This window comes from Sphingomonas sp. PP-F2F-G114-C0414, assembly GCF_003688595.1.
GTDB lineage: Bacteria > Pseudomonadota > Alphaproteobacteria > Sphingomonadales > Sphingomonadaceae > Sphingomonas.
Genome location: NZ_RCWT01000012.1, coordinates 272,766 through 298,484, shown reverse-complemented (window position 1 = coordinate 298,484; position 25,719 = coordinate 272,766). Strand labels below are relative to the sequence as shown.

Sequence of the window (25,719 nt, the reverse complement as noted above, 5' to 3'; positions counted from 1 at the left end):
GCTAAGGCCTATTGATTAAAAGCTGGTTAGGGATGGACAGTAACGGCGGCGACGGTTTCGCGTGCGCGTTCCTGGGTAGCCAGGACGTGTCCAGCCATTGCCTTGGGTTATCGGACCGGCCCCAATGGGTTGCATCGCAGCACGCGGTGGCTAATAGGTCGCCCAATCTCTATATTCTGGACCAAGCTGTTCTTGGTTCGTCATCTTCTGGTTCGAGGACTCCGCCCTTGGCATCGCGCAATCCGGCACGCCCGCTTTCTCCCCATCTGCAGGTCTATAAATGGGGCCCGCACATGCTGGTCTCGATCCTGCACCGCGTGACCGGCAGCGGGATGGCGACCGTCGGCAGCCTGCTGCTCGTCTGGTGGCTCGCCGCGATCGCCGCGGGCGATCAGGCGTACGCGACCTTCGTCGACGTGTTCACCACCGACACCGGCCGGCTCAACATCCTCGGCTATATCGTCGCGGTCGGGCTGACGCTGTCGCTGTTCCAGCACATGATGACCGGTATTCGCCATTTCGTGCTCGACACCGGCGCGGGCTACGAACTGAAGCGGAACAAGATGGGTGCGATCGCGACGATGGTCGCGTCTGTCGCGCTGACGGTCGTGTTCTGGCTCTACATGGGGATCAAGTAATGGGTTCGGGTACGGCAATCGGTCGCGTCCGCGGCCTGGGCAGCGCCAAGCACGGCGCGCATCACTGGTGGCAGCAGCGCCTGACGGCGGGCTCGAACCTGTTCCTCATGCTCTGGCTGATGATCTCGGTCGCGCGGATGCCCGGCTATGATTACGCCGCGGTCCATCTTTGGCTGCAATCGGCCTGGGTCGCGGTGCCGATGGCGCTGTTGATCCTGTCGGTGTTCTATCACTTCCGTCTCGGTCTTCAGGTCGTGATCGAGGATTACCAACATGGCGAGAGCCGTGTCGTGACGATGATCCTCCTCAACCTGTTCACCTTCACGCTGGGCGGCATCGCCCTGTTCGCGATCCTGAAGGTCGCCTTCTCCGGAGCTCCCGCGTAATGTCAGCTGCCTACAAGATCATCGATCATACCTATGATGCGGTCGTCGTCGGTGCCGGCGGCTCCGGCCTGCGCGCGACGATGGGCATCGCCGAGAGCGGCCTGAAGACCGCGTGCATCACCAAGGTCTTCCCGACCCGCTCGCATACCGTTGCAGCCCAGGGCGGCATCGCGGCCAGCCTTGGCAACAACTCGCCGGATCACTGGACCTGGCACATGTTCGACACCGTCAAGGGATCCGACTGGCTCGGCGACCAGGACGCGATCGAGTATCTCTGCCGCGAAGCGCCTCAGGCGGTCTACGAACTCGAGCATGCCGGCATGCCGTTCAGCCGTAACGAGAACGGCACGATCTATCAGCGTCCGTTCGGTGGCCACATGCAGAACATGGGCGAGGGGCCGCCGGTCCAGCGCACCGCCGCCGCCGCCGATCGCACCGGCCACGCGATGCTCCACGCGCTGTACCAGCAGAGCCTGAAGTACAACACGGACTTCTTCGTCGAGTATTTCGCGCTCGACCTGATCATGGAGAACGGCGTCTGCCGCGGCGTCATCGCGCTGTGCATGGAAGACGGCTCGATCCACCGCTTCCGCAGCCACCAGACCGTGCTCGCCACCGGCGGCTACGGCCGCGTGTATTTCTCGGCGACCTCGGCGCACACCTGCACCGGCGACGGCAACGCGATGGTGCTCCGCGCCGGCCTGCCTTTGCAGGACATGGAGTTCGTCCAGTTCCACCCGACCGGCATCTACGGCGCGGGCGTGCTCATCACCGAGGGCGCACGCGGTGAGGGCGGGTACCTGACCAACTCCGAGGGCGAGCGCTTCATGGAGCGCTATGCCCCGTCGGCGAAGGACCTTGCCTCGCGCGACGTCGTCAGCCGCTCGATGGCGCTCGAAATGCGCGAAGGCCGCGGCGTCGGCAAGAACGGCGACCACATCTTCCTGCACCTCGATCACATCGATCCCAAGGTGCTCGCCGAGCGCCTGCCGGGCATCACCGAGACTGGGAAAGTCTTCGCCGGCGTCGATCTCACGCGCCAGCCGCTGCCGGTCACGCCGACCGTGCACTACAACATGGGCGGCATCCCGACCAACTTCCACGGCGAGGTCGTCAACCTCGTCGACGGCAACCCCGACGCGGTCGTCCCCGGCCTGTTCGCGGTCGGCGAAGCAGCCTGCGTTTCGGTTCACGGCGCCAATCGCCTCGGTTCGAACAGCCTGATCGATCTCGTGGTGTTCGGCCGCGCGACCGGCCTGCGGATCAAGGACACGCTGAAGCCCGGCACGGCACACGCGCCGCTGCCCAAGGGCTCGGAAGACCTCGCGCTGACGCGTCTCGACCATTTCCGCAATGCGTCGGGCGGTTCGCCGACCGCGCAGATCCGTCTCGACATGCAGCAGACCATGCAGAAGCATTGCGCCGTGTTCCGCGACACCGAGCTGCTGAACCAGGGCGTCGAGAAGATGGCCGGGATCTACAGCCGGATGACCGACGTCGCGGTGAAGGATCGCAGCATGATCTGGAACACCGATCTGGTCGAGACGATGGAGCTCGACAATCTGATCGGCCAGGCGGTGGTGACGATGAACTCGGCCGCCAACCGCACCGAGTCGCGTGGCGCACACATGCACGAGGATTTCCCCGAGCGCGACGACGCGAACTGGATGAAGCACACCATCACCACCTTCAACGGCTGGGGCGGCAAGGGCGGCGAGACCAAGATCGATTTCCGCCCGGTCCACGACTACACGCTCACCGACGACATCGACTACATCAAGCCCAAGAAGCGGGTATATTGATGAAGCGGATGTTTCGATGACGTGGGCCATCATCGCGATTGGGTTCCTCGTGCCCGTCGCGGTGGGGCTCCTGACGCGCTTCCAACCGATGATCGCCGGCTTCCTGTGGCCGGTGGTCGTCGCGCTACTGACCGCGATCTACGTCTTCGGCATCGAACCCCGCGGCGTGGGCGAAGAACCGCAAAAGATAGCGATCACCTTCTACGCGCTCTTCTCGCTGGTAGGTGGCGTGCCGGGCGGCCTCGTAGGCTGGATCCTTCAGTACAAGCGCACGAGCCGAGAAGCCTAACTCCTCTCCTTGTTCTCCCGCGAAGGCGGGAGCCCAGTCTGGATCCCCGCCTTCGCGGGGAAACAAGCTTCAGGCGCAACGCCGACGACTAATCGATCCGCCCTGCCGCGATCTTGTACACCAGATTCCGATCCCGCCGCCCGACTGCCACGACGATCACCGTCACCAAGCCATCATCGACCCGGTACACAAGCCTATACCCCGCCGCTCGTAGCTTGATCTTGTAGCACCCGGTCATCCCGCTCAGCCGCGCACTCGCAATATGCGGCTCGCCCAACCGCTCGGTCAGCTTCGCCTTGAACTGCTCGCGAACATTGGCGCCAAGCTTCTCCCATTCCCGCAGCGCACTCGGCAGGAAAGCGAGACTATAGGTCGCCAAGCGACACCGCGACCGGCACCTCGTCGGCCCGCGCCCGCACCAGGTCTGCCAGTTCGACGTCCTCCAACCGGTCCATCAATTCTTCCCAAGCCGCCGCCGGCACCAGGTACGCAGCAGGCGTATTCCGATTGAGCACGGCGACTGGAAATCCACCCGCAGCCTCGATGACTCCAGACGGATTCTTCTTCAGGTCACTGATGCTCACCGTTGCGCCGGCAAATATGGTCTCAATCATGACCAGTCTATAGCACGTCGAACAGGTCAGACCAAATCGCCGTGCTGATATGCCGCAACTCATTCGGAACCCTGTTCCCCCGCAAAAGTTTGCCGCGGCATGACCGACACATCCCCCGCTTCGAACGCCCGCAACTACCCGTTGCTGGCCGCCCCCCACGTCCACCTCCACGGCCCCGTCGACGATGCGATGTACGACACTTTCAAGTCGCAGCTCGTCGCCGCACCCACCGAGGGCCCGCTCGTCGTCTCGATAACCACGCTCGGCGGCGACCCCGAAGTCGCGCGCGCCATGGGTGACAACATCCGCCTGCTCCGCGAATATACCGGCCGCGAGACGCTCTTCCTCGGCAAGGTCGCGGTCTATTCTGCCGGCGCGACGTTCATGTCCGCCTTCCCGGTCGACAGCCGTTTCCTCACGCGGAAAAGCCGCATCATGATCCACGAGCGCCAGATGCAGAGCACGATCGAGCTCAACGGCCCGCTCAACACGCTGTCCTACACGCTCAAGGCCAAGCTCCACGAGATCGAGGACTCGATCAACATCCAGGAGGAAGGCTTCCGCGCGATCGTCGAGGGCTCGAAGGTATCGCTCGAGGAGTTGAAGAAGAAAGCCCCCTCCAACTGGTATATCGAAGCCGAGGAAGCTCGCGACCTCGGGCTCGTCCTCGACATCATCTGACCCGGCACGCGCAGGTAACGCGACAGCGGGTGTGACGCATGTTGCACCCGCGAAGCTAAGGATTTGCGGGGAGGGCCCCTGTCATGTATCGGCTCTGACAACCTATAATCACACCACGGACGGACCGCTCGCAATGGCCGAATTCTCGCTCCCGAAAAACAGCGTCGTCAAGAAGGGCGTCAAGCACGCCTCGACCAGCGGGGGTAAGCGTCTCAAATCGTTCAAGGTCTACCGCTACGATCCCGACAGCGGTGAGAACCCGCGTTACGACACGTTCGCGCTCGACCTCGACGACACCGGCCCGATGGTGCTCGACGCGCTGATCAAGATGAAGAGCGAGCAGGACTCTTCGCTCACCTTCCGCCGGTCTTGCCGCGAGGGTATTTGCGGCTCGTGCTCGATGAACATCAACGGCAAGAACGGCCTCGCCTGCACCACCGCGATCGAGGATTGCAAGGGCGAGGTCCAGATCACGCCGCTGCCGCACATGGACGTGATCAAGGACCTGGTCCCCGACTTCACGCATTTCTACGCGCAGTACTCGTCGATCAAGCCGTGGCTGCAGACCGTCACCCCGCCGCCCTCGGGCAAGGAGCGCCTCCAGTCGCCGGAAGACCGCTCGAAGCTCGACGGCCTGTACGAGTGCATCCTGTGCGCCTGCTGCTCGACCTCGTGCCCGAGCTACTGGTGGAACGCCGACAAGTTCCTCGGCCCCGCGATCCTGTTGCAGGCCTATCGCTGGCTCGCCGACAGCCGCGACGAGATGACCGGCGAGCGTCTCGACGAACTCGAGGATCCGTTCCGCCTGTATCGCTGCCACACCATCATGAACTGCGCGAATGCGTGCCCCAAGGGTCTCAACCCGGCCAAGGCGATCGCCGAAATTAAGAAGATGGAAGCCGAACGGATCGTCTGATCCCGTGGGGAAGGGGGCGTGTTTCATACCCTCTTCCCCGCCCCAATTCGATTTTCCCCTCCGGTCCCTCTCTCTCGTCCTGCTCCCCCTCCCGTTCGTGCTGAGCGAAGTCGAAGCACACGCCAGGGGCGGGGGATGGAATTTCCCAATGCCCTTCGACTTCGCTCAGGGCGAACGGTGTGGGGATCGAAGGACAGGTTCGTGACCACCGCTACTCCCCAACCCCATTTCGTCGAAGCCGAAGACCCAGCCAACCCAGGCTGGCGCAGCTGGTCGCTCTCCGACCCCACCCGCTTCAACACCCTGCTCGGCCCCATGCTCTACCGCGTCGACGGCCACACCGTCCGCGTTCGCATCACCCCCGAGCATCGCCACTCCAATCTCCAGAACAACGTCCACGGCGGCGCGCTCCTTGCGTTCATCGACGTAGCCCTGTTCGCCGCCGCCAGAGGTTTCGGCCTGATCACCGCCGGCACCGCGGTCACGCTCGATCTCAACACGCAATTCATCGGCGGCGGCCGCGTCGGCGAGCCGATCGAGGCGCAGGTCGAAGTCCTCAAGGAAACCGGCCGCCTCTTGTTCCTCCGGGGTCTCGTGGTGCAAGGGGACGACGACACGAAGATCGCCGCCTTCTCGGCCACGATCCGCAAGCCGTCCGGCAAGCCCCCAAGGGCTGACACCGCCACCTAACACCACCCCGGCGAAGGCCGGGGCCCAATTGGGAAACGATCAGTGTTGAAGCGTCCCGCTCCGTTATCGAAACCTTTCCAATTGGGCCCCGGCCTCCGCCGGGGTGGTGTGAGGACGGCGGCGTGACCGTCCTCAAGGCTTACGAAGCCCTCGTAGCCTCAGGCGAACTCCGCCCCGATCCCGAACAGGCCGCCGCCGCCGCCCGCCTCAACACCCTCGCCACCGAACTCGCCACCCCCAAATCCACCGGCTTCTTCGCGCGCTTCTCCAAGAAACCAGACCCCCGCGGAGTCTACCTCTGGGGCGGCGTCGGCCGCGGCAAGTCGATGCTGATGGACCTGTTCTTCGCCAACGCGCCCGTCGATAAGAAACGCCGCGTCCACTTCGGCGAGTTCATGCTCGAGGTCCACGCGCGCATCGCCGCCGAGCGCCGCAAGGAGGTCGGCGACCCGATCGTCCCCGTCGCCACCGCGATCGCCGACGAGACGCGGCTGCTCGCGTTCGACGAGATGATGGTCACCAACAGCCCCGACGCGATGATCCTGTCGCGGTTGGTGACGTCGCTGCTCGATTCCGGCGTGACGATCGTCACTACCTCGAACCGCCCGCCGTCCGATCTCTACAAGAACGGCCTCAACCGCGAGCATTTCCTGCCCTTCATCGCGACCATCGAGCACCGCCTCGACGTGCTCCCGCTCAACGGCCCGGTCGATTATCGCCGCGACCGGCTCGGCAGCCAGGACACCTGGCTCGTCCCCAACGGCCCCGAGGCCACTGCGCAACTGTCCGCCGCATTCTTCCGCCTCACCGACTTCTCGACCGACGACAGCGAGCACGTCCCGGCCGAAGACCTGATCGTCCAGGGCCGCACGCTGCGGGTCCCGAAATCGCTCAAGGGCGTCGCGGTGTCCAGCTTCAAGAAGCTGTGCGGCGAGGCGAGGGGCGTCGCCGACTACCTTGCCATCGCGCGCAAATTCCACACGGTGATCCTGGTGGGCATCCCCAAGCTCGGCCCCGAAAACCGCAACGAGGCGGCGCGGTTCGTGGCGCTGATCGATGCGCTGTACGAGCACAAGGTCAAGCTCCTTGCCGCCGCCGATGCGCAACCCGGCGACCTCTACGAAAGCGGCGATGGCAGGTTCGAGTTCGACCGCACGATCAGCCGCCTCGAAGAGATGCGCTCCGAGGACTATCTCGCCGAGGGCCATCTCTAACTGTCCGAAACACCACCCCGGCGAAGGCCGGGGCCCAATTGGAAAGGTCGCAGTAACAGCGCGCGGTGCTTCGTTAGCAACGTTCCCCAATTGGGCCCCGGCCTCCGCCGGGGTGGTTCGATTTGGATGGCTACACCTTATTGCACATGCGAACGAGTTGCAATAACAACCCGCTTTTGTCCTTTTAGCGGTTGCCGTAGCGGGATAATGCGCGTAACCGGCGTCACCAATCACCCCGCACATCAGACGGAGACGGATTGGAATGGCTCGCAAGAAGATCGCGCTGATCGGCGCCGGCAACATCGGCGGTACGCTCGCGCACCTCGCAGCACTCAAGGGCCTTGGCGATATCGTCCTGTTCGACGTCGCCGAGGGCATCCCCCAGGGCAAGGCGCTCGACCTGTCGCAGTGCGGCCCGGTCGAAGGCTTCGACTCGCAGATCACCGGCTCGAACGACTACGCCGACATCGCCGGCGCGGACGTCATCATCGTCACCGCCGGTGTGGCACGCAAGCCCGGCATGAGCCGCGACGACCTGCTCGGCATCAACCTCAAGGTCATGAAGGCCGTCGGCGAGGGCATCAAGACGAACGCCCCCGACGCGTTCGTGATCTGCATCACCAACCCGCTCGACGCGATGGTGTGGGCGCTCCGCGAGTTCTCTGGCCTGCCGCACCACATGGTCGTCGGCATGGCCGGCGTGCTCGACTCGGCGCGCTTCAGCCACTTCCTCGCCGACGAGTTCAAGGTCTCGGTGAAGGACGTCACCAGCTTCGTGCTCGGCGGCCACGGCGACACGATGGTCCCGGTCATCAGCTACTCGACGGTGTCGGGCATCCCGGTCCCCGATCTCATCGCGATGGGCATGTCGAGCCAGGAAAAGATCGACGCGATCGTCAAGCGCACGCGCGGCGGCGGCGGCGAGATCGTCGCGCTGCTGAAGACGGGCTCGGCATACTACGCGCCGGCGACCAGCGGCATCGCGATGGCGGAGGCGTATCTGTACGACCAGAAGCGCGTGCTGCCGGCCGCGGCATATGTTTCGGGCGAGTACGGCCTGGACGATCTGTACGTCGGCGTGCCGGTGGTGATCGGTGCTGGCGGCGTCGAGAAGATCGTCGAGATCAAGCTGGATGATGAAGCGAAGCAGAACCTTACCGTGTCGGTCGATGCGGTGAAGGAGCTGATCGTGGCCTGCAAGGGTATCGATGGTTCGCTGAACTGATTTGAAGACGTGAGCTAAACCAATCTGCTGTTCCCCGGCGAAGGCCGGGGCCCAGTTGGGAGAACTCCCGAGATGGATACCGCCTTCTGCGTCTACATCATGGCCAGCAGGCGTAACGGGACGATCTATCTCGGCGTCACCAGCAATCTTCCCAAACGCCTATGGGAGCATCGCAACGGTGTCGTCGCAGGGTTCACTAAGAAACATGGTTGTCATCTGCTCGTCTGGTACGAGGTTTATGACGATCTGGACGCCGCCCGGCAGCGCGAGCTGCGGATGAAGGAATGGAAACGGGACTGGAAGGTGAAAGAGATCGAAGGGATGAACCCGAACTGGGATGATCTGTTCGATACGCTGACGCCAAACTGATCCGCCTTCCCAACTGGGCCCCGGCCTCCGCCGGGGAACAAGAGAGAGAAAATTAGATGAGCATCCTCGTCGACAAGAACACCAAGGTCATCACGCAAGGCATGACCGGCGAAACCGGCAGCTTCCACACCAAGGCGGCGCTGGAATACGGCACGCAGATGGTTGGCGGCGTCACGCCCGGCAAGGGCGGTACGACCCACCTCGACCTCCCCGTTTACAACACCGTCGCCGAAGCCAAGGCGATGACCGGCGCGACCGCGTCGGTCATCTACGTGCCGCCTCCCTTCGCCGCCGATTCGATCCTCGAGGCGATCGACGCCGAGATCGAGCTGATCGTCGCGATCACCGAGGGCATTCCCGTGCTCGACATGGTCAAGGTCAAGCGCGCGCTGTCGGGCTCCAAGTCGCGGCTGATCGGCCCGAACTGCCCCGGCGTGCTGACCCCCGGCGAGTGCAAGATCGGCATCATGCCCGGCTCGATCTTCAAGAAGGGCTCGGTCGGCGTTGTCAGCCGTTCAGGCACGCTCACCTATGAGGCGGTGTTCCAGACGTCGAACGCAGGCCTTGGTCAGACGACCGCGGTCGGCATCGGTGGCGATCCGGTCAACGGCACGAACTTCATCGACGTGCTCGAGCTGTTCCTCGCTGACGACGAGACCCAGTCGATCATCATGATCGGCGAAATCGGCGGCGACGCAGAAGAGCAGGCGGCACAGTTCCTCCGCGACGAAGCCAAGCGCGGTCGGTCGAAGCCGATGGCAGGCTTCATCGCCGGTCGTACGGCACCTCCGGGCCGTCGCATGGGTCATGCCGGCGCGATCGTGTCGGGCGGCAAGGGCGACGCGGAGAGCAAGATCGCGGCAATGGAAGCTGCCGGGATCCGCGTTTCGGAAAGCCCCAGCCTGCTCGGCGAGACGCTGCTGAGCGTGTTGAAGGGTTAAGTTAGAGTAAGATTGTTCCCCCGCGAAGGCGGGGGCCCAGTCTGGGTCCCCGCCTTCGCAGGGACACAAAGAGGACGGTTGTGATGGGCTACGAAGGCCAGGATTTCAGCGATATCGCAGCCGGCGTCAGCCCGGCGTTCGTGGAGACGCTCTACGCCAAGTTCAACGCGGACCCGGCCTCGGTCGAATCCGGTTGGCGCGCGTTCTTCGAGGGGCTCGAAGGCTCCGCGCAGGGCCCGAGCTGGGAGAGCGCCCGCTGGCCGCTCACCACCACGGACGACCTGACCGCAGCGCTCGATCCGACCCAGATGGAGCCCGCGCCCAAGCCCGCAAAGGGGAAACCAGCCCCCGCCGCAGCGGCCCCCGCGCCCGTCTCGAAGGAAGAGATCGCCAAGGCCGCCGCCGACGCGATCCGCGCGCAGCTGCTCGTCCGCACCTACCGCGTCCGTGGCCATCTCGCCGCCAACCTCGATCCGCTCGGCCTGTCGAAGCGCGAGATGCCCGAGGATCTGAAGACCGAATATCACGGCTTCTCCGACGGCGACATCGACCGGAAGGTCTATCTCGGCGGCACGATGGGCTTCGAATGGGTCTCGATCCGCGAGCTCGTCGACACGTTGCGCAAGAATTACTGCGGCAATGTCGGCCTCGAATACATGCACATCTCCGACGTCGAGGAGCGCCGCTTCCTCCAGGAGCGCATGGAGGGCCAGGACAAGGCGATCGAATTCTCCATCGACGGCAAGAAGGCGATCCTCACCAAGGTGATCGAGGCCGAGCAGTGGGAGAAGTTCCTCGGCAAGAAGTATGTCGGCACGAAGCGCTTCGGGCTCGACGGCGGCGAATCGATGATCCCCGCGCTTGAAAGCGTCATCAAGTATGGCGGCCAGATGGGCGTGCGCGAGCTCGTCATCGGCATGGCGCATCGCGGTCGTCTCAACGTGTTGGCGAACGTGATGGCCAAGCCGTTGCGCGTGATCTTCCACGAATTCGCCGGTGGTTCGGCCAACCCCGACGACATCGGCGGTTCGGGCGACGTGAAGTATCACCTCGGCACCAGCACCGACCGCGAGTTCGACGGCCACAAGGTTCACATGAGCCTGGTCGCCAACCCGTCGCATCTCGAAGCCGCCGACCCGGTCGTGCTCGGCAAGACGCGCGCGATCCAGACGCTCACCAACGATCTCAAGGATCACACCGCGGCGTTGCCCGTGCTGATCCACGGCGACGCGGCGTTCGCGGGGCAGGGGATCGTCTGGGAGTGCCTCGGCTTCTCCGGCATCCGCGGCTACAACACCGGCGGCTGCGTCCACTTCATCATCAACAACCAGGTCGGATTCACAACCTCGCCGCAGTTCGCGCGCTCGTCGCCCTACCCGTCGGACGTCGCCAAGGGCGTCCAGGCGCCGGTCTTCCACGTCAATGGCGACGATCCCGAGGCGGTCACCTTCGCGACCAAGATGGCGATGGAATTCCGCCAGAAGTTCCACCGCGACATCGTCATCGACATGTGGTGCTATCGTCGCTTCGGCCACAACGAGGGCGACGAGCCGTCCTTCACGCAGCCGCTGATGTACGACATCATCCGCAAGCACCCCGGCGTCTCGACGGTCTATGGCAACCGCCTGATCAAGGAAGGCGTGATCGACCAGCCCTGGATCGACGAGAACGTGAAGCAGTTCACGCTCCGCCTCGAGGGCGAGTTCGAAGCCGGGTCCTCGTACAAGCCGAACAAGGCGGACTGGTTCGGCGGTCGCTGGACCGGCCTCAGCGCGCCCACCGACGGCGCGTCGGCGCGCCGCAACGTCGAGACGGGTCTCAGCACGAAGTTGTTCGACTCGCTCGGCCGCACGCTCACGACCGTCCCGGACAGCGTGAAGATCCACAAGACGCTCAACCGCGTGATCGATGCCAAGCGCGAGATGTTCAAGTCGGGCAAGGGCTTCGACTGGGCGACCGGCGAAGCGCTCGCGTTCGGCGGCCTGCTCTCGGAAGGGTACGGCGTCCGCCTGTCGGGCCAGGATTCGGGTCGCGGCACCTTCTCGCAGCGCCACGCCGTCTGGGTCGACCAGACCGACGAGCACAAGTACGTGCCTTTGCAGGAGATCGAGCACGGTCGTTTCGAAGTGCTCGACAGCCCGCTCAGCGAATACGGCGTGCTCGGGTTCGAGTATGGCTATGCGCTCGCCGACCCGAAGACCTTGGTCCTCTGGGAGGCGCAGTTCGGCGACTTCGTCAACGGCGCGCAGATCATGATCGATCAGTTCATCACGTCCGGCGAATCGAAGTGGCTCCGCGCCAACGGCCTCGTGATGCTGCTCCCGCACGGCTATGAAGGGCAGGGGCCAGAGCATAGCTCCGCACGTCCCGAGCGTTTCCTTCAGTCGTGCGCGGACGACAATATCCAGGTCGCGAACTGCACCAGCCCGGCGAACTATTTCCACCTGCTTCGCCGGCAGATGCACCGCAACTTCCGCAAGCCGCTGATCGTGATGACGCCGAAGTCGTTGCTGCGGCACAAGCTGGCGGTGTCGAACGCGGAGGATTTCCAGGGCGACAGCCACTTCCGCCGCCTGTTGTCGGATACCAATCCGGCCGCCGACGTCGATACGAAGCGTCTGGTCCTGTGCACCGGCAAGGTCGCCTACGACCTGATCGAGGCACGCGACGCGGCGGGCGACACCGACACGCAGATCGTCCGCGTCGAACAGCTCTATCCCTTCCCCGGCAACCCGATCGCCGAGCGCGTCGCACGGATGCCGAACCTGGAAGAGATCGTCTGGGCGCAGGAAGAGCCGAAGAACAACGGTTACTGGTTCTTCGTCGAGCCGCTGATCGAGGAGGCGCTGGCAACGGTCGACTCCCGCGTGAAGCGCGCGCGCTATGCGGGCCGCAACGCCTCGGCATCGCCCGCGACCGGCCTGATGAAGCGTCACCAGGCCGAACAGGGCGCGCTCGTCGCCGACGCGCTCGGCCACTCCGTCCGCGACGAAATCCGCCGCACCCGCGCAAACTGATTGAACCCGCTCTCTGTTTTCCTGCGAAAGCAGGAACCCAGGGAGCGGCAGAGTAACCCTAGGCCCCTGCGTCCGCAGGAGCACAAAAGGTAGAAGCAAACATGGCAACCGAAGTCACCGTCCCCGTCCTGGGTGAGTCGATCACCGAAGCCACCCTCGGCGAGTGGCTGAAGCAGCCCGGCGATCCCGTCGCGGTCGACGAGCCCATCGCCAGCCTCGAGACCGACAAGGTCTCGGTCGAGGTCCCGTCGCCGGTCGCCGGCGTCATGGGCCAGCACGCGGTCGCCGTCGGCGACACCGTGCAGGTCGGCGCGATGCTCGCCACGATCGACTCCGGTGACGGCGCCGCCGCTGCGCCCGCCAAGGCGCCCGAGCCAGCGGCGACTGCGACGCCGTCCGCGCCCACCAAGGACGAGTCCGGCGCAGGGTACGGCGACCAGCCCGGTGCCGGCACCAGCGACTCCCCCGCCGCGCTATCCCCGTCGGTCCGCCGCGCGGTGCTGGAGCACGGCGTCGACCCCGGCACCGTCAAGGGCACCGGCCGCGACGGTCGCATCACCAAGGAAGACGTGACAGCCGCCGCATCGAGCAAGCCAGCGCCTGCCCCCGCCGCGGCGCCCGCACCGGCAGCAGCCCCCGCCGCCGCATCGGGTCGTGGTGAGGAACGCGTGCGCATGACGCGCCTCCGCCAGACGATCGCGAAGCGCCTCAAGGAAGCGCAGAACACGGCCGCGATGCTGACGACGTTCAACGACGTCGACATGACCGCGGTGATCGAGGCGCGTGCCAAGTACAAGGACCTGTTCGAGAAGAAGCACGGCGTTCGTTTGGGCTTCATGGGCTTCTTCGTGAAGGCCGCGACGATGGCGCTGCGCGACATTCCGTCGGTCAACGCGTCGATCGACGGCGATGACATCGTCTATCACGATTACGCCGACATCTCGGTCGCGGTCTCGTCGCCGGGCGGCCTCGTCGTCCCCGTCATCCGCGATGCCGATCAGATGTCGGTCGCGACGATCGAGAAGACGATCGGCGACTTCGGCAAGCGCGCCAAGGAAGGCGCGCTCAAGATGGACGAGATGAAGGGCGGTACCTTCACGATTTCGAACGGCGGCGTGTTCGGCTCGCTGATGTCGACTCCGATCATCAACCCGCCGCAGTCCGCTGTGCTGGGCCTCCACCGCATCGAGGAGCGCCCGGTCGTCGTGAACGGCCAGATCGTCATCCGCCCGATGATGTACCTCGCGCTCAGCTACGACCACCGTTTGATCGACGGCCGCGAAGCCGTGACGTTCCTGGTGGCGCTGAAAAATGCTATCGAGGATCCGACCCGTATCCTGATCGACCTCTGACCCAAAACGGCTCCTCGTTCTCCTGCGAACGCAGGAGCCCAGGGTCACGGACACCACCCCCCGTAATCCTGGATTCCTGCATGCGCAGGAAAACATGAGAGCCGGTTTCGTCTACCTCATGGCGAGCAGCCGCAACGGAACGCTCTACCTCGGCGTCACCAGCGACCTGCTCGCCAGAGCCTACCAACACCGCAACCGTCTGATCGACGGCTTCTCCAAGGAGCATGGCTGCATCCTCCTTGTGTGGTTCGAGGCGAGTGACGACATACAATCTGCACGGCAACGCGAGTTGCAGATGAAGAAATGGAAGCGGGCCTGGAAGATCGACCTGATCGAACAGACCAACCCGCACTGGAAGGATTTGTACGAGACGCTCTTCTAACCCGTTCTCCTGCGAACGCAGGAGTCCAGGGTAACAAGGGGCGCCTCCCGTAACCCTGGGCTCCTGCGTTCGCAGGAGAACGACGGAGATGAAGAATGGCTGACTACGACTATGACGTCCTCGTGATCGGTGCGGGCCCCGGCGGTTACGTCGCGGCGATCCGTGCCGCGCAGCTTGGCCTGCGCACCGCCTGTGCCGAGTCCCGCGAGACGCTCGGCGGCACCTGCCTCAACGTCGGCTGCATCCCGTCCAAGGCGCTGCTCCACGCCTCCGAGATCTACGAGGAGGCCAAGGGCGGTCACATGACGAAGTTCGGCGTCGAGTTCGCCGGCGTCACCCTCAACCTCGACCAGATGCACGCCGAGAAGGCCAAGGCCGTCAAGGAACTGACCGGCGGCGTCGAATTCCTGTTCAAGAAGAACAAGGTGACCTGGCTCAAGGGCAAGGCCGCGTTCCAGGATGCGCACACCGTCGACGTCGCGGGCCAGAAGGTCACCGCGAAGAACATCGTCATCGCCACCGGCTCGTCGGTCATGCCGCTCCCCGGCGTCGAAGTCGACCAGGCGACCGTAGTCGACAGCACCGGCGCGCTCGCGCTCCCGAAGGTCCCCGAGCACATGGTCGTCATCGGCGGCGGCGTGATCGGGCTCGAACTCGGCAGCGTCTGGCGTCGTCTCGGCGCGAAGGTCACGGTTGTCGAGTTCGTCGATCAGATCCTCCCCGGCTTCGACGGCGAAGTCCGTCGCGAGACCGCCAAGCTCTTCAAGAAGCAGGGCATGGAGCTGAAGCTCTCGACCAAGGTCACCGGCGTGACGGTCGACAACGGCGTCGCGACCGTCACCGTCGAGCCCGCCGCGGGTGGCGCGTCCGAGACGCTGACCGCCGATGCGGTGCTCGTCTCGATCGGGCGGAAAGCGAACGTCGACGGCCTCAACCTCGAAGCCATCGGCCTCGAGCTCAACAAGCGCGGCCAGATCGAAACCGACCACTCGTTCCGCACCAAGGTCGACGGCGTCTGGGCGATCGGCGATTGCATCCCCGGCCTGATGCTCGCGCACAAGGCCGAGGACGAAGGCGTTGCGGTCGCGGAAAACATCGCCGGCCAGACCGGCATCGTCAACGAGGACGTCATCCCGAGCGTCGTCTACACGATGCCCGAGATCGCCGGCGTCGGCCTGACCGAGGAAGCGGCGAAGGAAAAGACCGAGATCAAGGTCGGCAAGTTCCCCTTCGCGGCCAACAGCCGCGCCAAGACCAACCGCGACACCGACGGCTTCGTGAAGATCATCGCCGACGCCAAGACCGACCGCGTCCTCGGCGTCTGGATCGTGTCGAGCCTCGCGGGCACGCTGATCGCCGAAGCCGCCATCGCGATGGAATTCGGCGCGACCAGCGAAGACATCGCCTACACGTGTCATGCGCACCCCACGCATGCCGAGGCGATCAAGGAAGCGGCGATGGCGGTGCAAGGCAAGCCCATTCATATCTAGCAAGTGCTAGATATGATCTAAAGGGCTTGCCCGGCCGGCGGCGCTCCAGCGCCGTCCGACGACAGGGGCTTTGCCCCTGTCCGGCCAAGCAAGGCTTCGCCTCTGCGAGTGAAGAAAGATCGAGAGGGCGTCGGTGGCAATCCACCGGCGCCCTCTCTGCGTTTGTGGGGGAACGATACAACTGCACCCCCTCCTCAAAACCCGTCCAACCACCCCCTATCCGTCATCCCGGCGGACGCCGGGACCCACGGTTACGGAGGACCCGGCGATACCGCGCCATCATCACCCATTCCGCGACCATGGGTCCCGGCGTCCGCCGGGATGACGGGGGAGGGAGTAGCGCGCAATCAATTGGCAGCCGCGACTGCAGGAAGATCCTGGTTTGCGAGGTCTATGACAGCGTCCCGCGCTCCAAAGCCCACGCTCCAGACCCTTCCCAAACCCACCCAATCCGCACCCCCTATCTGTCACCCCGGCGGACGCCGGGGCCCACGGTTGCGGCGGACCGCCGATACCGCGCCATCATCACCCCGCCCGCGACCAAGGGTCCCGGCGTCCGCCGGGATGACGGGGCAAGGGGAACGCAATAACCGAGCGCGATCAGAGTGACGTGCAACGCGGTGGCGGGGCCCTTCAAGCCGAAGCACCGCAAACCCAACAAAAAGCAAATTTCCGTCCCCAAGCACCAACCGGAACCAATCCTTAGCAAAGCCAACCTATCAGCCCGCGTAACGAACGAACAAGCAGGTCTCCGTGGCGCTCGATCTCTCTACTCTCTACGTCGTCGCAGGCCTCGGCATGCTGGTCGCCGGGTTCATCCACCTCATCCCCCTCGCGACCGGTCGGTTCGGATCATGGGCAGGCTTATGGGGCGCCGGCCACCTGATCGCGGGTTGCGGCGCGCTGATGGCGGTGCTGAACGATCGGATCGGCCTCCCCTGGGCGCCCAGCATCGGCAACCCCGCGGTGGTGATGGGCTATGCGCTGATCGCCGGCGCGGCGGTGAAATTCGACCGCCCGGACGCGCGACTGAGGTCGCTGCTGGCGATCGCCGCCGTGCTGGGCCTGCCCTTGTGGTTCACGCACGATCCGGCGCATTTCCACCTCCGCGTCGCCTATCTCAGCGTCATCCGCGCCGGGTTCGACCTCGTCGTGGTCGTCGTCGCCGTCCGTTTCGCGCGGCGTGACTCGCTGCAGACCGGCTGGATCGTCGCCGCGCTGTTCGCGGTCACCGTACCGATGTTCCTCGGCCGCGCCTGGTTGGCCTATAGCGACCGGATCGGCACGCAGTTGACCGGTCGTCACGACGATCTCGGCGCCTGGCTCGCGGCCGGCCAGATCGCCTTCATCATCTTCCGCGCCTTTTCGCTGCTGATCCTCCAGGCCGAGCGCGGCCAGAACCTGCTGCTCGATCAGATGGAGCGCGACTGGCTCACCGGCGCGTTCAATCGCGCGGGCCTCGATCGCATCGTGCGGACGTTCGCTGGTTGCCATGCGCCGCGTACGCTGACGGTGATGATGCTCGATCTCGATCGCTTCAAGACGCTCAACGACACGTTCGGCCACGCCGCCGGCGACGCGGCGCTCCGCACCTTCGCGGAGATCGCCCACGAGGCTCTCGGCCGGCAAGGCCACCTCGTCCGTTGGGGCGGCGACGAATTCGTCTGCGTGCTGCCCGACGTCCCGACAACGCAGGCCCGCGCGATCGGCACCAGCATCGCGACACGGTTCGCGCAGACCATGGCGCCGCGCATGGCGACGCATGGCACGCTCGGGGTCAGCTTCGGTATCGTCGAAGGCGAGCCCCAGATACCGATCGTCGACCTCATCGCCGACGCAGACCGCGCGATGTACCGCGCGAAAAGCGATCGCCGTCAACCCGCCGTCTGCATCCCTCCCGTATATATCCCGGACATCTACATCCCGGACGTCTACGTTCCGGACGTCTACACCAAGGCCGCCTGAGCCGCCCCGGCAGAACCGCAACGCCACGCGCGGCGTCGCGGTCCGGCACGGTCAAGCGGCCGGCGGGTCCTTCTTCCCGGTCGGCTTGCCGAACCCGACGAACAATCGCTCCAGCCCTACCGTGACCGAGTCCAGCACCTTGGCGAACTCGGGCGGCAACGCGTTTTTCTCGCTCCGCGGCGGCTCCGGCGTATCCCCGGCGAACGGACCATTGCCCTGCGGCTTGGCCGTCTCGGCCGCCACGTCCGGCTCCACCTTCGACGCACCAGGCTCAGCCTGTTGCGAGGGTGCGGCAGGCGAGGGCGGGGCAGGGGGCGTCGGCGGGGTCGGCCGCGCATTCGCCTTCGCGTCATGCTTCGAGATCGCGGTCGCCGCGGCCATCAGCCCGGCCGCGATCATCTGCCGCCCGACCGGCGTTCCCATCTGCCGTGCGATCGTCGCGGCGATCCCGGCGAACGGCGCCCCACCCGCATGCTTGCCGCCATCCTGCTTTCCACCGTCGTGCTTATGGTCGGCGTGCTTGTGGCGCTTGTGCCCGCCGCCGTCCGGCTCACCCTCGTGATGCCCGCCCGCACGCATGTCGATCTCAACTTCGCGCTCGCGCCGCTTACGCTCGTCCTTCTTCTTGCCCATGTCGTCCTCTGTGCCGTTCGCAATGTGTACGACAAAGATAATACACCATCGGCGGGGCGCAAGGCCGTTTCGTCGGGCGAGCGGATGCGCCGGGCTCAATCTTTGCCCGACCACGTCCCCCGCAATCGCCACGCCACCTTGCGCGTACTGTGGCTGATCATCGGCTTGCCGTCATGACCAAGCGCCGGCTTGTAGCGCCCGCGCTGGGTGATCGCATGGCAGGCTGCCTTGTCGAGTTCGACCTCGCCGCTCGATACCACCGTCCGGCAATCGGCGACCCGTCCGTCCAACCCGATCGTCCACAGCACGATCGATGTTCCCTGCGCGCCCTTTCTGACGATCGTCATCGGGTAATCATTGGTCACGACCCAGTCGCCCGGATAGCTTGCCGGCTCGGCAGACTGGGCGATCCGCGCGCGCTCGGTCGGATCGATTCCCCACAGCTTGACCGTCGAGTCATTGCATTTCGCCAGCGCCTCGAACGCGGCCTTCGCGTTGGGCAGTGCGAACGCCCAGCCCGGCATCTTGTCGGGCACGATCTGCAGCACCGGATCGGCGGGCAGCGTCTCGAACACCGCGCCGTCGACCGACAGGCGGGTCATCCGCTTGTCCTTGGCCTGCGTTGGAAAGCTTTCGTACCGCCCCTCGTACGATCCGCCGCCCGCAATCGATACCCTCGCCTGCCCGAGCCGCATCGTCGCGTTTCGATCGTTGGTATAGACCATCAGTTCGAGCCCGGACGATAGTGGCACCTGACGCAGCGCAAGCACCGTCTCGGCCTTGCCGGTCCCGTAGATCCGTCCCAACACGCAGGCGGTCGCGCCATAATCGACGTTCCATTTGCCCGAGGGCATCATCGGCGCGGCCGGCACGGCCACGGTGGCCGCCATGGCAAGCGCAACTATCACTGGCATCGACACCTATTCCCCACCGGCATTTCCCCCGACGTCGCGGCCGGCGCGGCGGTTGTCGTCAATACGCAATGCTGTTGCAAGCAACGTTCGTGTTCGTTGCCGCCCCGCACGCGAGATCCGCACGCACGATCGTGGATTCGCCCGATTGATCCTGCCGATGAACTGGCACCCGGCCTCATGCATTCCTATCTCTCCCACTAGTGTCCCGATCAGAACAGAAGTAGAACCAGCCTCATGCTGACCAAGATTTCCGTACGCGGCGCGCGCGAGCACAACCTCAAGGACGTCGACATCGACATCCCCCGCGACACGCTCACGGTGATCACCGGCCTCTCCGGCTCGGGGAAGTCGAGCCTGGCGTTCGACACGATCTACGCCGAGGGCCAACGCCGCTACGTCGAGAGCCTGTCCGCCTATGCCCGCCAGTTCCTCGAACTGATGCAGAAGCCCGACGTCGACCACATCGAAGGCCTCTCGCCCGCGATCTCGATCGAGCAGAAGACGACGTCGCGCAACCCGCGCTCGACCGTCGCCACCGTCACGGAGATCTACGACTACATGCGCCTGCTCTGGGCGCGCGTCGGCATCCCGTACTCGCCTGCCACCGGCGAGCCCATTGCGGCGCAGACCGTGTCGCAGATGGTCGACCGCGTCATGGCGCTCCCCGAGGGCACGCGTCTGTACCTGCTCGCCCCCGTCGTCCGCGGGCGGAAAGGTGAGTACCGCAAGGAACTCGCCGAGTGGCAGAAGGCCGGCTTCGCGCGCGTCCGCATCGACGGCACGATCCACGACATCGACGAAGCCCCCGCGCTCGACAAGAAGTACAAGCACGACATCGAAGTCGTCGTCGACCGCCTGGTGGTAGGCGGCGAAATCGCCACGCGCCTCGCGGAATCGTTCGAAACCGCGCTGAAACTCGCCGACGGCCTCGCCTATGTCGACCCCGCCGACCCGGTCGAACCGCACACGCCAAAGTCCGAAATCCTCGGCAACAACGCCCCCGACGGCCGCATCGTCTTCAGCGAGAAGTTCGCCTGCCCGGTCAGCGGCTTCACCATCTCCGAGATCGAGCCGCGCCTGTTCTCGTTCAACGCCCCGCAAGGCGCCTGCCCGGCCTGCGACGGCCTCGGCGAGAAACTGCTGTTCGACGAAGACCTCGTCGTCCCCAACCACATGCTCAGCATCAAGAAGGGCGCGGTCGTGCCCTGGGCGAAATCCAACCCTCCGTCGCCCTATTACATGCAGGTCCTCGGCAGCCTCGCGCGCGAGTATAAGTTCGACATCGAGACGCCCTGGTCCGACCTTCCGCCGGAGGTCCAGAGCACCATCCTGCACGGCTCGAAGGGCAAGCCCGTCACGCTCACCTTCATCGACGGCAAGAAGAAATACGACGTCTCGAAGCCGTTCGAGGGCGTCATCGGCAACCTCAACCGCCGGATGCTCCAGACCGACTCCGCCTGGATGCGCGAGGAATTGAGCAAGTACCAGTCCGCCGCCCCCTGCGAAGTCTGCGGCGGCGCGCGCCTGAAACCCGAAGCACTCGCGGTCAAGATCGCGATGAAGGACATCTCCTACGCCACGCATCTCTCGGTGGTCGACGCGCTCCAGTTCTTCACCGACATGCCGCAGCATCTCGGCGACCAGCAGAACGCGATCGCCGAACGCATCCTCAAGGAGATCGTCGAGCGCCTGGGCTTCCTCAACAACGTCGGCCTCGACTACCTCAACCTCGACCGCACCAGCGGCACGCTCAGCGGCGGCGAATCTCAGCGCATCCGCCTCGCGTCGCAGATCGGCAGCGGCCTGTCCGGCGTGCTCTACGTCCTCGACGAGCCCTCGATCGGCCTGCACCAGCGCGACAACGACATGCTCCTCAAGACGCTCCGCCGTCTGCGCGATCTCGGCAACACCGTGCTCGTCGTCGAGCATGACGAGGACGCCATCCGCACCGCCGACTACATCATCGACATGGGCCCCGGCGCGGGCGTCCGCGGCGGCCAGGTCGTCGCGCAGGGCACGCTGAAGCAGATCCTCAAGTCGAAGGGCAGCATCACCGCCGACTATCTCAACGGCACGCGCGAGGTGCCGGTCCCAACCACGCGACGGAAAGGCAACGGCAAGAAGCTCACCGTCCACAACGCGGTCGCCAACAACCTGCGCGGCGTCACCGCCAGCCTGCCGCTCGGCACCTTCACCTGCATCACCGGCGTCTCCGGCTCGGGCAAGTCGAGCTTCACGATCGACACGCTCTACGCGGCCGCCGCACGCGAGCTGAACGGCGCGCGCATCGTCCAGGGCAAGCACGACAAGATCACCGGCCTCCAGTATCTCGACAAGGTCATCGACATCGACCAGTCGCCGATCGGCCGCACCCCGCGCAGCAACCCCGCCACCTACACCGGCAGCTTCACGCAGATCCGCGACTGGTTCGCCGGCCTGCCGGAATCGCAGGCGCGCGGCTACAAGCCCGGCCGCTTCAGCTTCAACGTCAAGGGCGGCCGCTGCGAGGCGTGCCAGGGCGACGGCGTGCTCAAGATCGAGATGCACTTCCTCCCCGACGTCTACGTCACCTGCGACGTCTGCCACGGCGCGCGCTACAATCGCGAGACGCTCGAGGTGAAGTTCAAGGGCCATTCGATCGCCGACGTGCTCGACATGACGGTCGAGGACGCCGCCGAGTTCTTCAAGGCGGTCCCCCCGATCCGCGACAAGATGGCGATGCTGGTCGAGGTCGGCCTCGGCTACGTCAAGGTCGGCCAGCAGGCGACGACGCTCTCGGGCGGCGAAGCGCAACGCGTCAAGCTCGCCAAGGAACTCTCGCGCCGCGCCACCGGCAACACGCTCTACATCCTCGACGAACCCACCACCGGGCTCCACTTCGAGGACGTGCGGAAATTGCTGGAAGTCCTCCACGCGCTGGTCGAGCAAGGCAACACGGTCGTCGTGATCGAACACAATCTCGACGTCATCAAGACCGCCGACTGGGTCCTCGACCTGGGCCCGGAAGGCGGCGTCAAAGGCGGCGAGATCGTCGCGGAGGGCACGCCGGAGAAGGTGGCTAAGGCCAAGGGCAGCTTTACGGGGAAGTATCTCGCGCCGTTGTTAGAGAAGCGGGTGGTGGCGGCGGAGTGACTAGCCCCATTAGGTGAGTTTTACACAAATCTGCATCATCAGTTGCATACGCTTGACCAAAAAGTTGATCGGGTATTCAATGTCTAGCTAAACAGAGGATCCGATTCTACATGGCTAAGCGTCAACGCAATCACCAGGTAACTGCATCGTTTCATTATCTTGTTAAGTCAATACCGAACGATGACGAAGTAGGCGAGGCGTCGGAAGAGGGTTTCACTGAGGCCGAGTTCAATAGGGTCATAGCGAGGCTTCAAGACACGCGCCCGATTGACGATACTGATGACAGGGTTATTGCGGCGATAAAGCTAGGTAGGAACCTGCCATTCAATTATTTCGAAGAGCCTGAGGAAGGTTTGTTTTTCGGGAACTTTGAGGGAGCGTATTACGGGCAGAAGTATAGAAATAATCGTCTGGGTGTTGTTGAGGCGGACAGCCTTAATCTTCGGGGATTTCACTATCTTGTAACGCGGCTTCGTGACGGGAAGATACTTATCGGTACGACCTATCATGGTGCTTTTGGCGATTATGAAGGTTTGAAGAACTGCTTCTCGTACATTCTCGCCGGGAACTATCGGATCGCGTCAAAAACGCTAACGAATGCCTCCAGTGAAATCGGTACGGGGCGACCCATTTCCGTAAAGCTCATCTATCGCAAGCGCGGTGACCGCGCTGAGCGCCGTCCTATATTTGGAAGTTCGGGTGTGTTGGCGGTTACGAGCGCTGAGTACGGCGATAATTTTGAACAAAGTGTTAGCGACATTACTGAGCAAGTTCGAGGAACGGTTGATCAGCGTAAACGAGCTCTGGCTCGTATAGTCAGTCAGAGCGAACTGCTATCACTTGATGAGGATGAAATCATCGGTTGCTCGGCAGTGATACGAGAAGAAGGTGGTCAAAGAACTATTTATCTATTGGGCGATAATAATTTTTCGACAAAATTTGGCATCTCAGCGGAAATAGACGGCGATGGTATAGCCGATCCGATCCAAGTTAGAGATGAAATGATAAGAGTTATGCGGGAAAAGATAATCCCGATGTTAGCATAATGCGCGCGATTTACCACCTCTGGCGCGATGTGTACGTTACCTATCGTGGCGATGACGAGCGTCATCGACTGAGGTTGGCTGTATTTATCGCGGTAGCGATTTTAATCGCTATATTTGCTAAGGTGATTGACGAAAATTCACTTGCTATGATGTCTGTCGCGATATCGGTTTTGACGGGTTTTACGTTCACGTCACTCTTTTCTAATAATATTTCACCTAGCGCCGACTTGCCGAAGCCAAAGAATGAAACGGACCGTCATGACATTGCGACGTTAGCAATATTGGAAAGAAACTTCAAAGCTAGATCAAAGTTCATAATCGCTGTCTCAATGACCAGTATCATTCTAATGGTCTTCTTGAGTATATCTATAAGTCCTCGGGGTTTGGTATATAAAACTATAGAGGTTATATTTGGGGAAGGCAGTAAAAGATATTTAGACGTTGTATATAGTTATGCCATTTTAGCATGGATTGCATCAGCGTTCGTCGTTAGGGCGACTACAGTGTTTATGTTCTTTGAGGTAATTTATACGTTTTATCGGTTGTCTGAGACGGTAATTTCAGTTTTGGAGACGCGGGGAGCATATCGGGATGCCCACAGGGGTTAGGGGATGTAGTTCGGACACCCCCTAAAGTCCCACCGCCGTCCGCAACGCCGCATTGATCCGCCCCTGCCACCCCGGCCCGCCCTGGCGAAACTTCGCTAGCACGTCCGGGTCAAGCCGCAACGTCACCTGCTGCTTGGCGCGGTCGCGCAGCGGCGGGCGGCCCTTCACAACGCCGTTCGGCCCCAGATAGCCCGTCGCCGGCCGGATCACCTTCCCGCCGATCGCCAACTCGGCATGTTCGAACATTTCGTCCGTCCACTCCGGCGCGTCGTCGTTTGGATCAAGCGAGGTAGCGCTCGAACCGCGTGCGTTCTCGGGCATTGGCCTTCCTCATCGATATGACGCGCCGACCGTCTTCGGCATCGACCCATATTACCACGACCATGCGGCCTTCGAGCATGCCGATTGTCGAGTATCGCCGCTCGGAATACGCACCGCGCTCGTCCTCGAACTCGAACACCGTCCCCGCAAACACCTTGCCCGCATCGGCGAAGTCCAGACCTCGCTCCGCCAGCGTCCATGCGTGTTTCACCGGGTCGAAGCTGATCTCCACATCCGACCCTTTATGTAACTACAACAATGTTACCGTCAATGAGAGCATAGCGCGTCATCACACTCAGCAAGGGTAGTCGCATCGGTAACGGACGCATCCCGTCACCCGCACAAGTTGGAACCCCTGCGACCGACCGTCCGTTTCCGAGGCTGCATCAAAGGACATTCCCATGACCAAGCCTCACCCGCACAAGCCCGCCCCAAAGCCCAAGCCCAACGCCAAAACGTTCGGCATCAACGCGCTGTCGATCGGGGCCGCGGCGATCGGTCTCGGGGGTGCGTTGCTGGCGGTGTTCCTGCGCTCGAAGGCCAACCCCGCCGAGCATGCCGCGCCCGATCTCGCGCTCGACAAGCCGCGGCCAAGTGCGACCGATCGCGCGCCGGACGCCTTCCGCCCCGATCCCACCGCGGTCCCCACCAAGGCCGAGCGCGAGTCGCTCCGCCCCGCCACCGGCCCGGCCCCGTCGTTCGCCGCGGATCGCGGTTCGACGCTCGGCTGACGCCTTCCTGTTCCTCCCCCGCAAGGGGGAGGTGGCTGGCTTGCCAGACGGAGGGGGAGGGGGCGACAACTGCTGTTCCGTGTCCTCCCCCTCCGTCACCTGCGGTGCCATCTACCCCTTGCGGGGGAGGATCAGGAGAGCCCAACGGTCGAAGCCTATCCTGATGCCACCGCCCGTGTTTCGTCACGGTTGGCTGGATCGTTGGGTACGTCGAGCAAGTAAGCCTGTTTCCCCGCGAAGGCGGGGATCCAGACTGGGCTCCCGCCTTCGCGGGAGAACAAGGAGGGCGTCGGATCGCGCGCTAACGCATGTCCGAAATCGATGAGCACTGGTTCCATCACCCACGCCACGCCCTTATCCCCC

At 63.9% G+C, this 25,719-nt stretch carries 25 protein-coding genes; 19 read left to right on the top strand and 6 right to left on the bottom strand.

What is annotated here, in order from left to right; genetic code table 11:
• Positions 1-227: 227 nt before the first annotated feature.
• From sdhC to C8J47_RS13320, 4 genes are read left to right on the top strand one after another with little or no spacing between them, the layout of a single operon-like run.
• On the top strand, positions 228-638 hold the full coding sequence (gene sdhC / locus C8J47_RS13335; RefSeq protein WP_259467546.1) for a succinate dehydrogenase, cytochrome b556 subunit: 411 nt from the start codon (positions 228-230) through the stop codon (positions 636-638).
• Positions 638-1,024, top strand: a complete 387-nt coding sequence (gene sdhD / locus C8J47_RS13330; protein WP_120299369.1) for a succinate dehydrogenase, hydrophobic membrane anchor protein — start codon at positions 638-640, stop codon at positions 1,022-1,024. The genes sdhC and sdhD overlap by 1 nt, the downstream gene beginning before the upstream one ends.
• Positions 1,024-2,826: a succinate dehydrogenase flavoprotein subunit gene (gene sdhA / locus C8J47_RS13325; RefSeq protein ID WP_056047438.1), complete on the top strand. Its 1,803-nt coding sequence runs from the start codon at positions 1,024-1,026 to the stop codon at positions 2,824-2,826. Before sdhD ends, sdhA begins: the two co-directional genes overlap by 1 nt.
• 16 nt (positions 2,827-2,842) lie before the next feature.
• Complete coding sequence (locus C8J47_RS13320) at positions 2,843-3,115, top strand: hypothetical protein (RefSeq protein WP_121886039.1); 273 nt, start codon at positions 2,843-2,845, stop codon at positions 3,113-3,115.
• 88 nt (positions 3,116-3,203) lie between these two features.
• On the opposite strand, the gene C8J47_RS13315 is transcribed toward C8J47_RS13320, so the two are convergent.
• Positions 3,204-3,494 (bottom strand): type II toxin-antitoxin system RelE/ParE family toxin, encoded by a 291-nt coding sequence (locus tag C8J47_RS13315; RefSeq protein WP_056060678.1) that lies wholly within the window; start codon positions 3,492-3,494, stop codon positions 3,204-3,206.
• Positions 3,481-3,729, bottom strand: a complete 249-nt coding sequence (locus C8J47_RS13310; RefSeq protein ID WP_107964063.1) for a type II toxin-antitoxin system Phd/YefM family antitoxin — start codon at positions 3,727-3,729, stop codon at positions 3,481-3,483. The genes C8J47_RS13315 and C8J47_RS13310 overlap by 14 nt, the downstream gene beginning before the upstream one ends.
• 99 nt (positions 3,730-3,828) lie before the next feature.
• On the opposite strand from C8J47_RS13310, the gene C8J47_RS13305 reads away from it, so the two are divergent.
• From C8J47_RS13305 to C8J47_RS13250, 12 genes are all read left to right on the top strand, one after another.
• Positions 3,829-4,410 (top strand): ClpP family protease, encoded by a 582-nt coding sequence (locus C8J47_RS13305; protein WP_121886038.1) that lies wholly within the window; start codon positions 3,829-3,831, stop codon positions 4,408-4,410.
• Positions 4,411-4,543: 133 nt separating this feature from the next.
• Positions 4,544-5,326: a succinate dehydrogenase iron-sulfur subunit gene (locus tag C8J47_RS13300; protein ID WP_107952059.1), complete on the top strand. Its 783-nt coding sequence runs from the start codon at positions 4,544-4,546 to the stop codon at positions 5,324-5,326.
• A gap of 201 nt (positions 5,327-5,527) precedes the next feature.
• Positions 5,528-6,016 (top strand): PaaI family thioesterase, encoded by a 489-nt coding sequence (locus tag C8J47_RS13295; protein ID WP_259467545.1) that lies wholly within the window; start codon positions 5,528-5,530, stop codon positions 6,014-6,016.
• Between the two features lie 122 nt (positions 6,017-6,138).
• On the top strand, positions 6,139-7,230 hold the full coding sequence (gene zapE / locus C8J47_RS13290; RefSeq protein WP_121886036.1) for a cell division protein ZapE: 1,092 nt from the start codon (positions 6,139-6,141) through the stop codon (positions 7,228-7,230).
• 262 nt (positions 7,231-7,492) lie between these two features.
• The gene (mdh, locus tag C8J47_RS13285) at positions 7,493-8,455 is read left to right on the top strand and encodes a malate dehydrogenase (RefSeq protein ID WP_121886035.1); all 963 of its coding nucleotides are present in this window, start codon (positions 7,493-7,495) and stop codon (positions 8,453-8,455) included.
• Between the two features lie 72 nt (positions 8,456-8,527).
• On the top strand, positions 8,528-8,824 hold the full coding sequence (locus C8J47_RS13280; protein ID WP_121886034.1) for a GIY-YIG nuclease family protein: 297 nt from the start codon (positions 8,528-8,530) through the stop codon (positions 8,822-8,824).
• Positions 8,825-8,880: 56 nt separating this feature from the next.
• Complete coding sequence (gene sucD, locus C8J47_RS13275) at positions 8,881-9,765, top strand: succinate--CoA ligase subunit alpha (protein WP_093396778.1); 885 nt, start codon at positions 8,881-8,883, stop codon at positions 9,763-9,765.
• Between the two features lie 83 nt (positions 9,766-9,848).
• Positions 9,849-12,782, top strand: coding sequence for a 2-oxoglutarate dehydrogenase E1 component (locus C8J47_RS13270; protein ID WP_121886033.1), 2,934 nt, complete (start codon positions 9,849-9,851; stop codon positions 12,780-12,782).
• A 101-nt stretch (positions 12,783-12,883) separates the two neighbouring features.
• On the top strand, positions 12,884-14,134 hold the full coding sequence (gene odhB / locus C8J47_RS13265) for a 2-oxoglutarate dehydrogenase complex dihydrolipoyllysine-residue succinyltransferase (RefSeq protein WP_121886032.1): 1,251 nt from the start codon (positions 12,884-12,886) through the stop codon (positions 14,132-14,134).
• Between the two features lie 94 nt (positions 14,135-14,228).
• A complete protein-coding gene (locus C8J47_RS13260; RefSeq protein ID WP_259467544.1) occupies positions 14,229-14,516 on the top strand; it encodes a GIY-YIG nuclease family protein in 288 nt (95 codons plus the stop codon).
• Positions 14,517-14,611: 95 nt separating this feature from the next.
• Positions 14,612-16,006 carry a dihydrolipoyl dehydrogenase gene (gene lpdA, locus C8J47_RS13255; RefSeq protein WP_121886031.1) on the top strand — a complete coding sequence of 465 codons (1,395 nt, stop codon included), beginning with the start codon at positions 14,612-14,614 and terminating at the stop codon, positions 16,004-16,006.
• A 753-nt stretch (positions 16,007-16,759) separates the two neighbouring features.
• A complete protein-coding gene (locus tag C8J47_RS13250; RefSeq protein ID WP_121886030.1) occupies positions 16,760-17,971 on the top strand; it encodes a GGDEF domain-containing protein in 1,212 nt (403 codons plus the stop codon).
• A 51-nt stretch (positions 17,972-18,022) separates the two neighbouring features.
• Here C8J47_RS13250 and C8J47_RS18955 read toward each other — a convergent pair whose 3' ends face one another.
• Positions 18,023-18,604: a hypothetical protein gene (locus C8J47_RS18955; protein WP_147454331.1), complete on the bottom strand. Its 582-nt coding sequence runs from the start codon at positions 18,602-18,604 to the stop codon at positions 18,023-18,025.
• 95 nt (positions 18,605-18,699) lie between these two features.
• Positions 18,700-19,518, bottom strand: coding sequence for an energy transducer TonB (locus C8J47_RS13240; RefSeq protein ID WP_121886028.1), 819 nt, complete (start codon positions 19,516-19,518; stop codon positions 18,700-18,702).
• A gap of 234 nt (positions 19,519-19,752) precedes the next feature.
• On the opposite strand from C8J47_RS13240, the gene uvrA reads away from it, so the two are divergent.
• Together uvrA and C8J47_RS18950 are read left to right on the top strand one after the other, a co-directional pair.
• Positions 19,753-22,650, top strand: coding sequence for an excinuclease ABC subunit UvrA (gene uvrA / locus C8J47_RS13235; RefSeq protein WP_121886027.1), 2,898 nt, complete (start codon positions 19,753-19,755; stop codon positions 22,648-22,650).
• 110 nt (positions 22,651-22,760) lie between these two features.
• Complete coding sequence (locus C8J47_RS18950) at positions 22,761-23,696, top strand: hypothetical protein (protein WP_147454330.1); 936 nt, start codon at positions 22,761-22,763, stop codon at positions 23,694-23,696.
• Between the two features lie 629 nt (positions 23,697-24,325).
• Here the strand turns inward: C8J47_RS18950 and C8J47_RS13230 are convergent.
• Together C8J47_RS13230 and C8J47_RS13225 are read right to left on the bottom strand one after the other, a co-directional pair.
• Positions 24,326-24,625, bottom strand: a complete 300-nt coding sequence (locus C8J47_RS13230) for a BrnA antitoxin family protein (RefSeq protein ID WP_121886026.1) — start codon at positions 24,623-24,625, stop codon at positions 24,326-24,328.
• Positions 24,585-24,857 carry a BrnT family toxin gene (locus C8J47_RS13225; protein WP_121886025.1) on the bottom strand — a complete coding sequence of 91 codons (273 nt, stop codon included), beginning with the start codon at positions 24,855-24,857 and terminating at the stop codon, positions 24,585-24,587. Before C8J47_RS13225 ends, C8J47_RS13230 begins: the two co-directional genes overlap by 41 nt.
• Positions 24,858-25,026: 169 nt before the next feature.
• On the opposite strand from C8J47_RS13225, the gene C8J47_RS13220 reads away from it, so the two are divergent.
• Positions 25,027-25,356, top strand: coding sequence for a hypothetical protein (locus C8J47_RS13220; protein WP_121886024.1), 330 nt, complete (start codon positions 25,027-25,029; stop codon positions 25,354-25,356).
• The last annotated feature ends 363 nt before the right edge of the window (positions 25,357-25,719 follow it).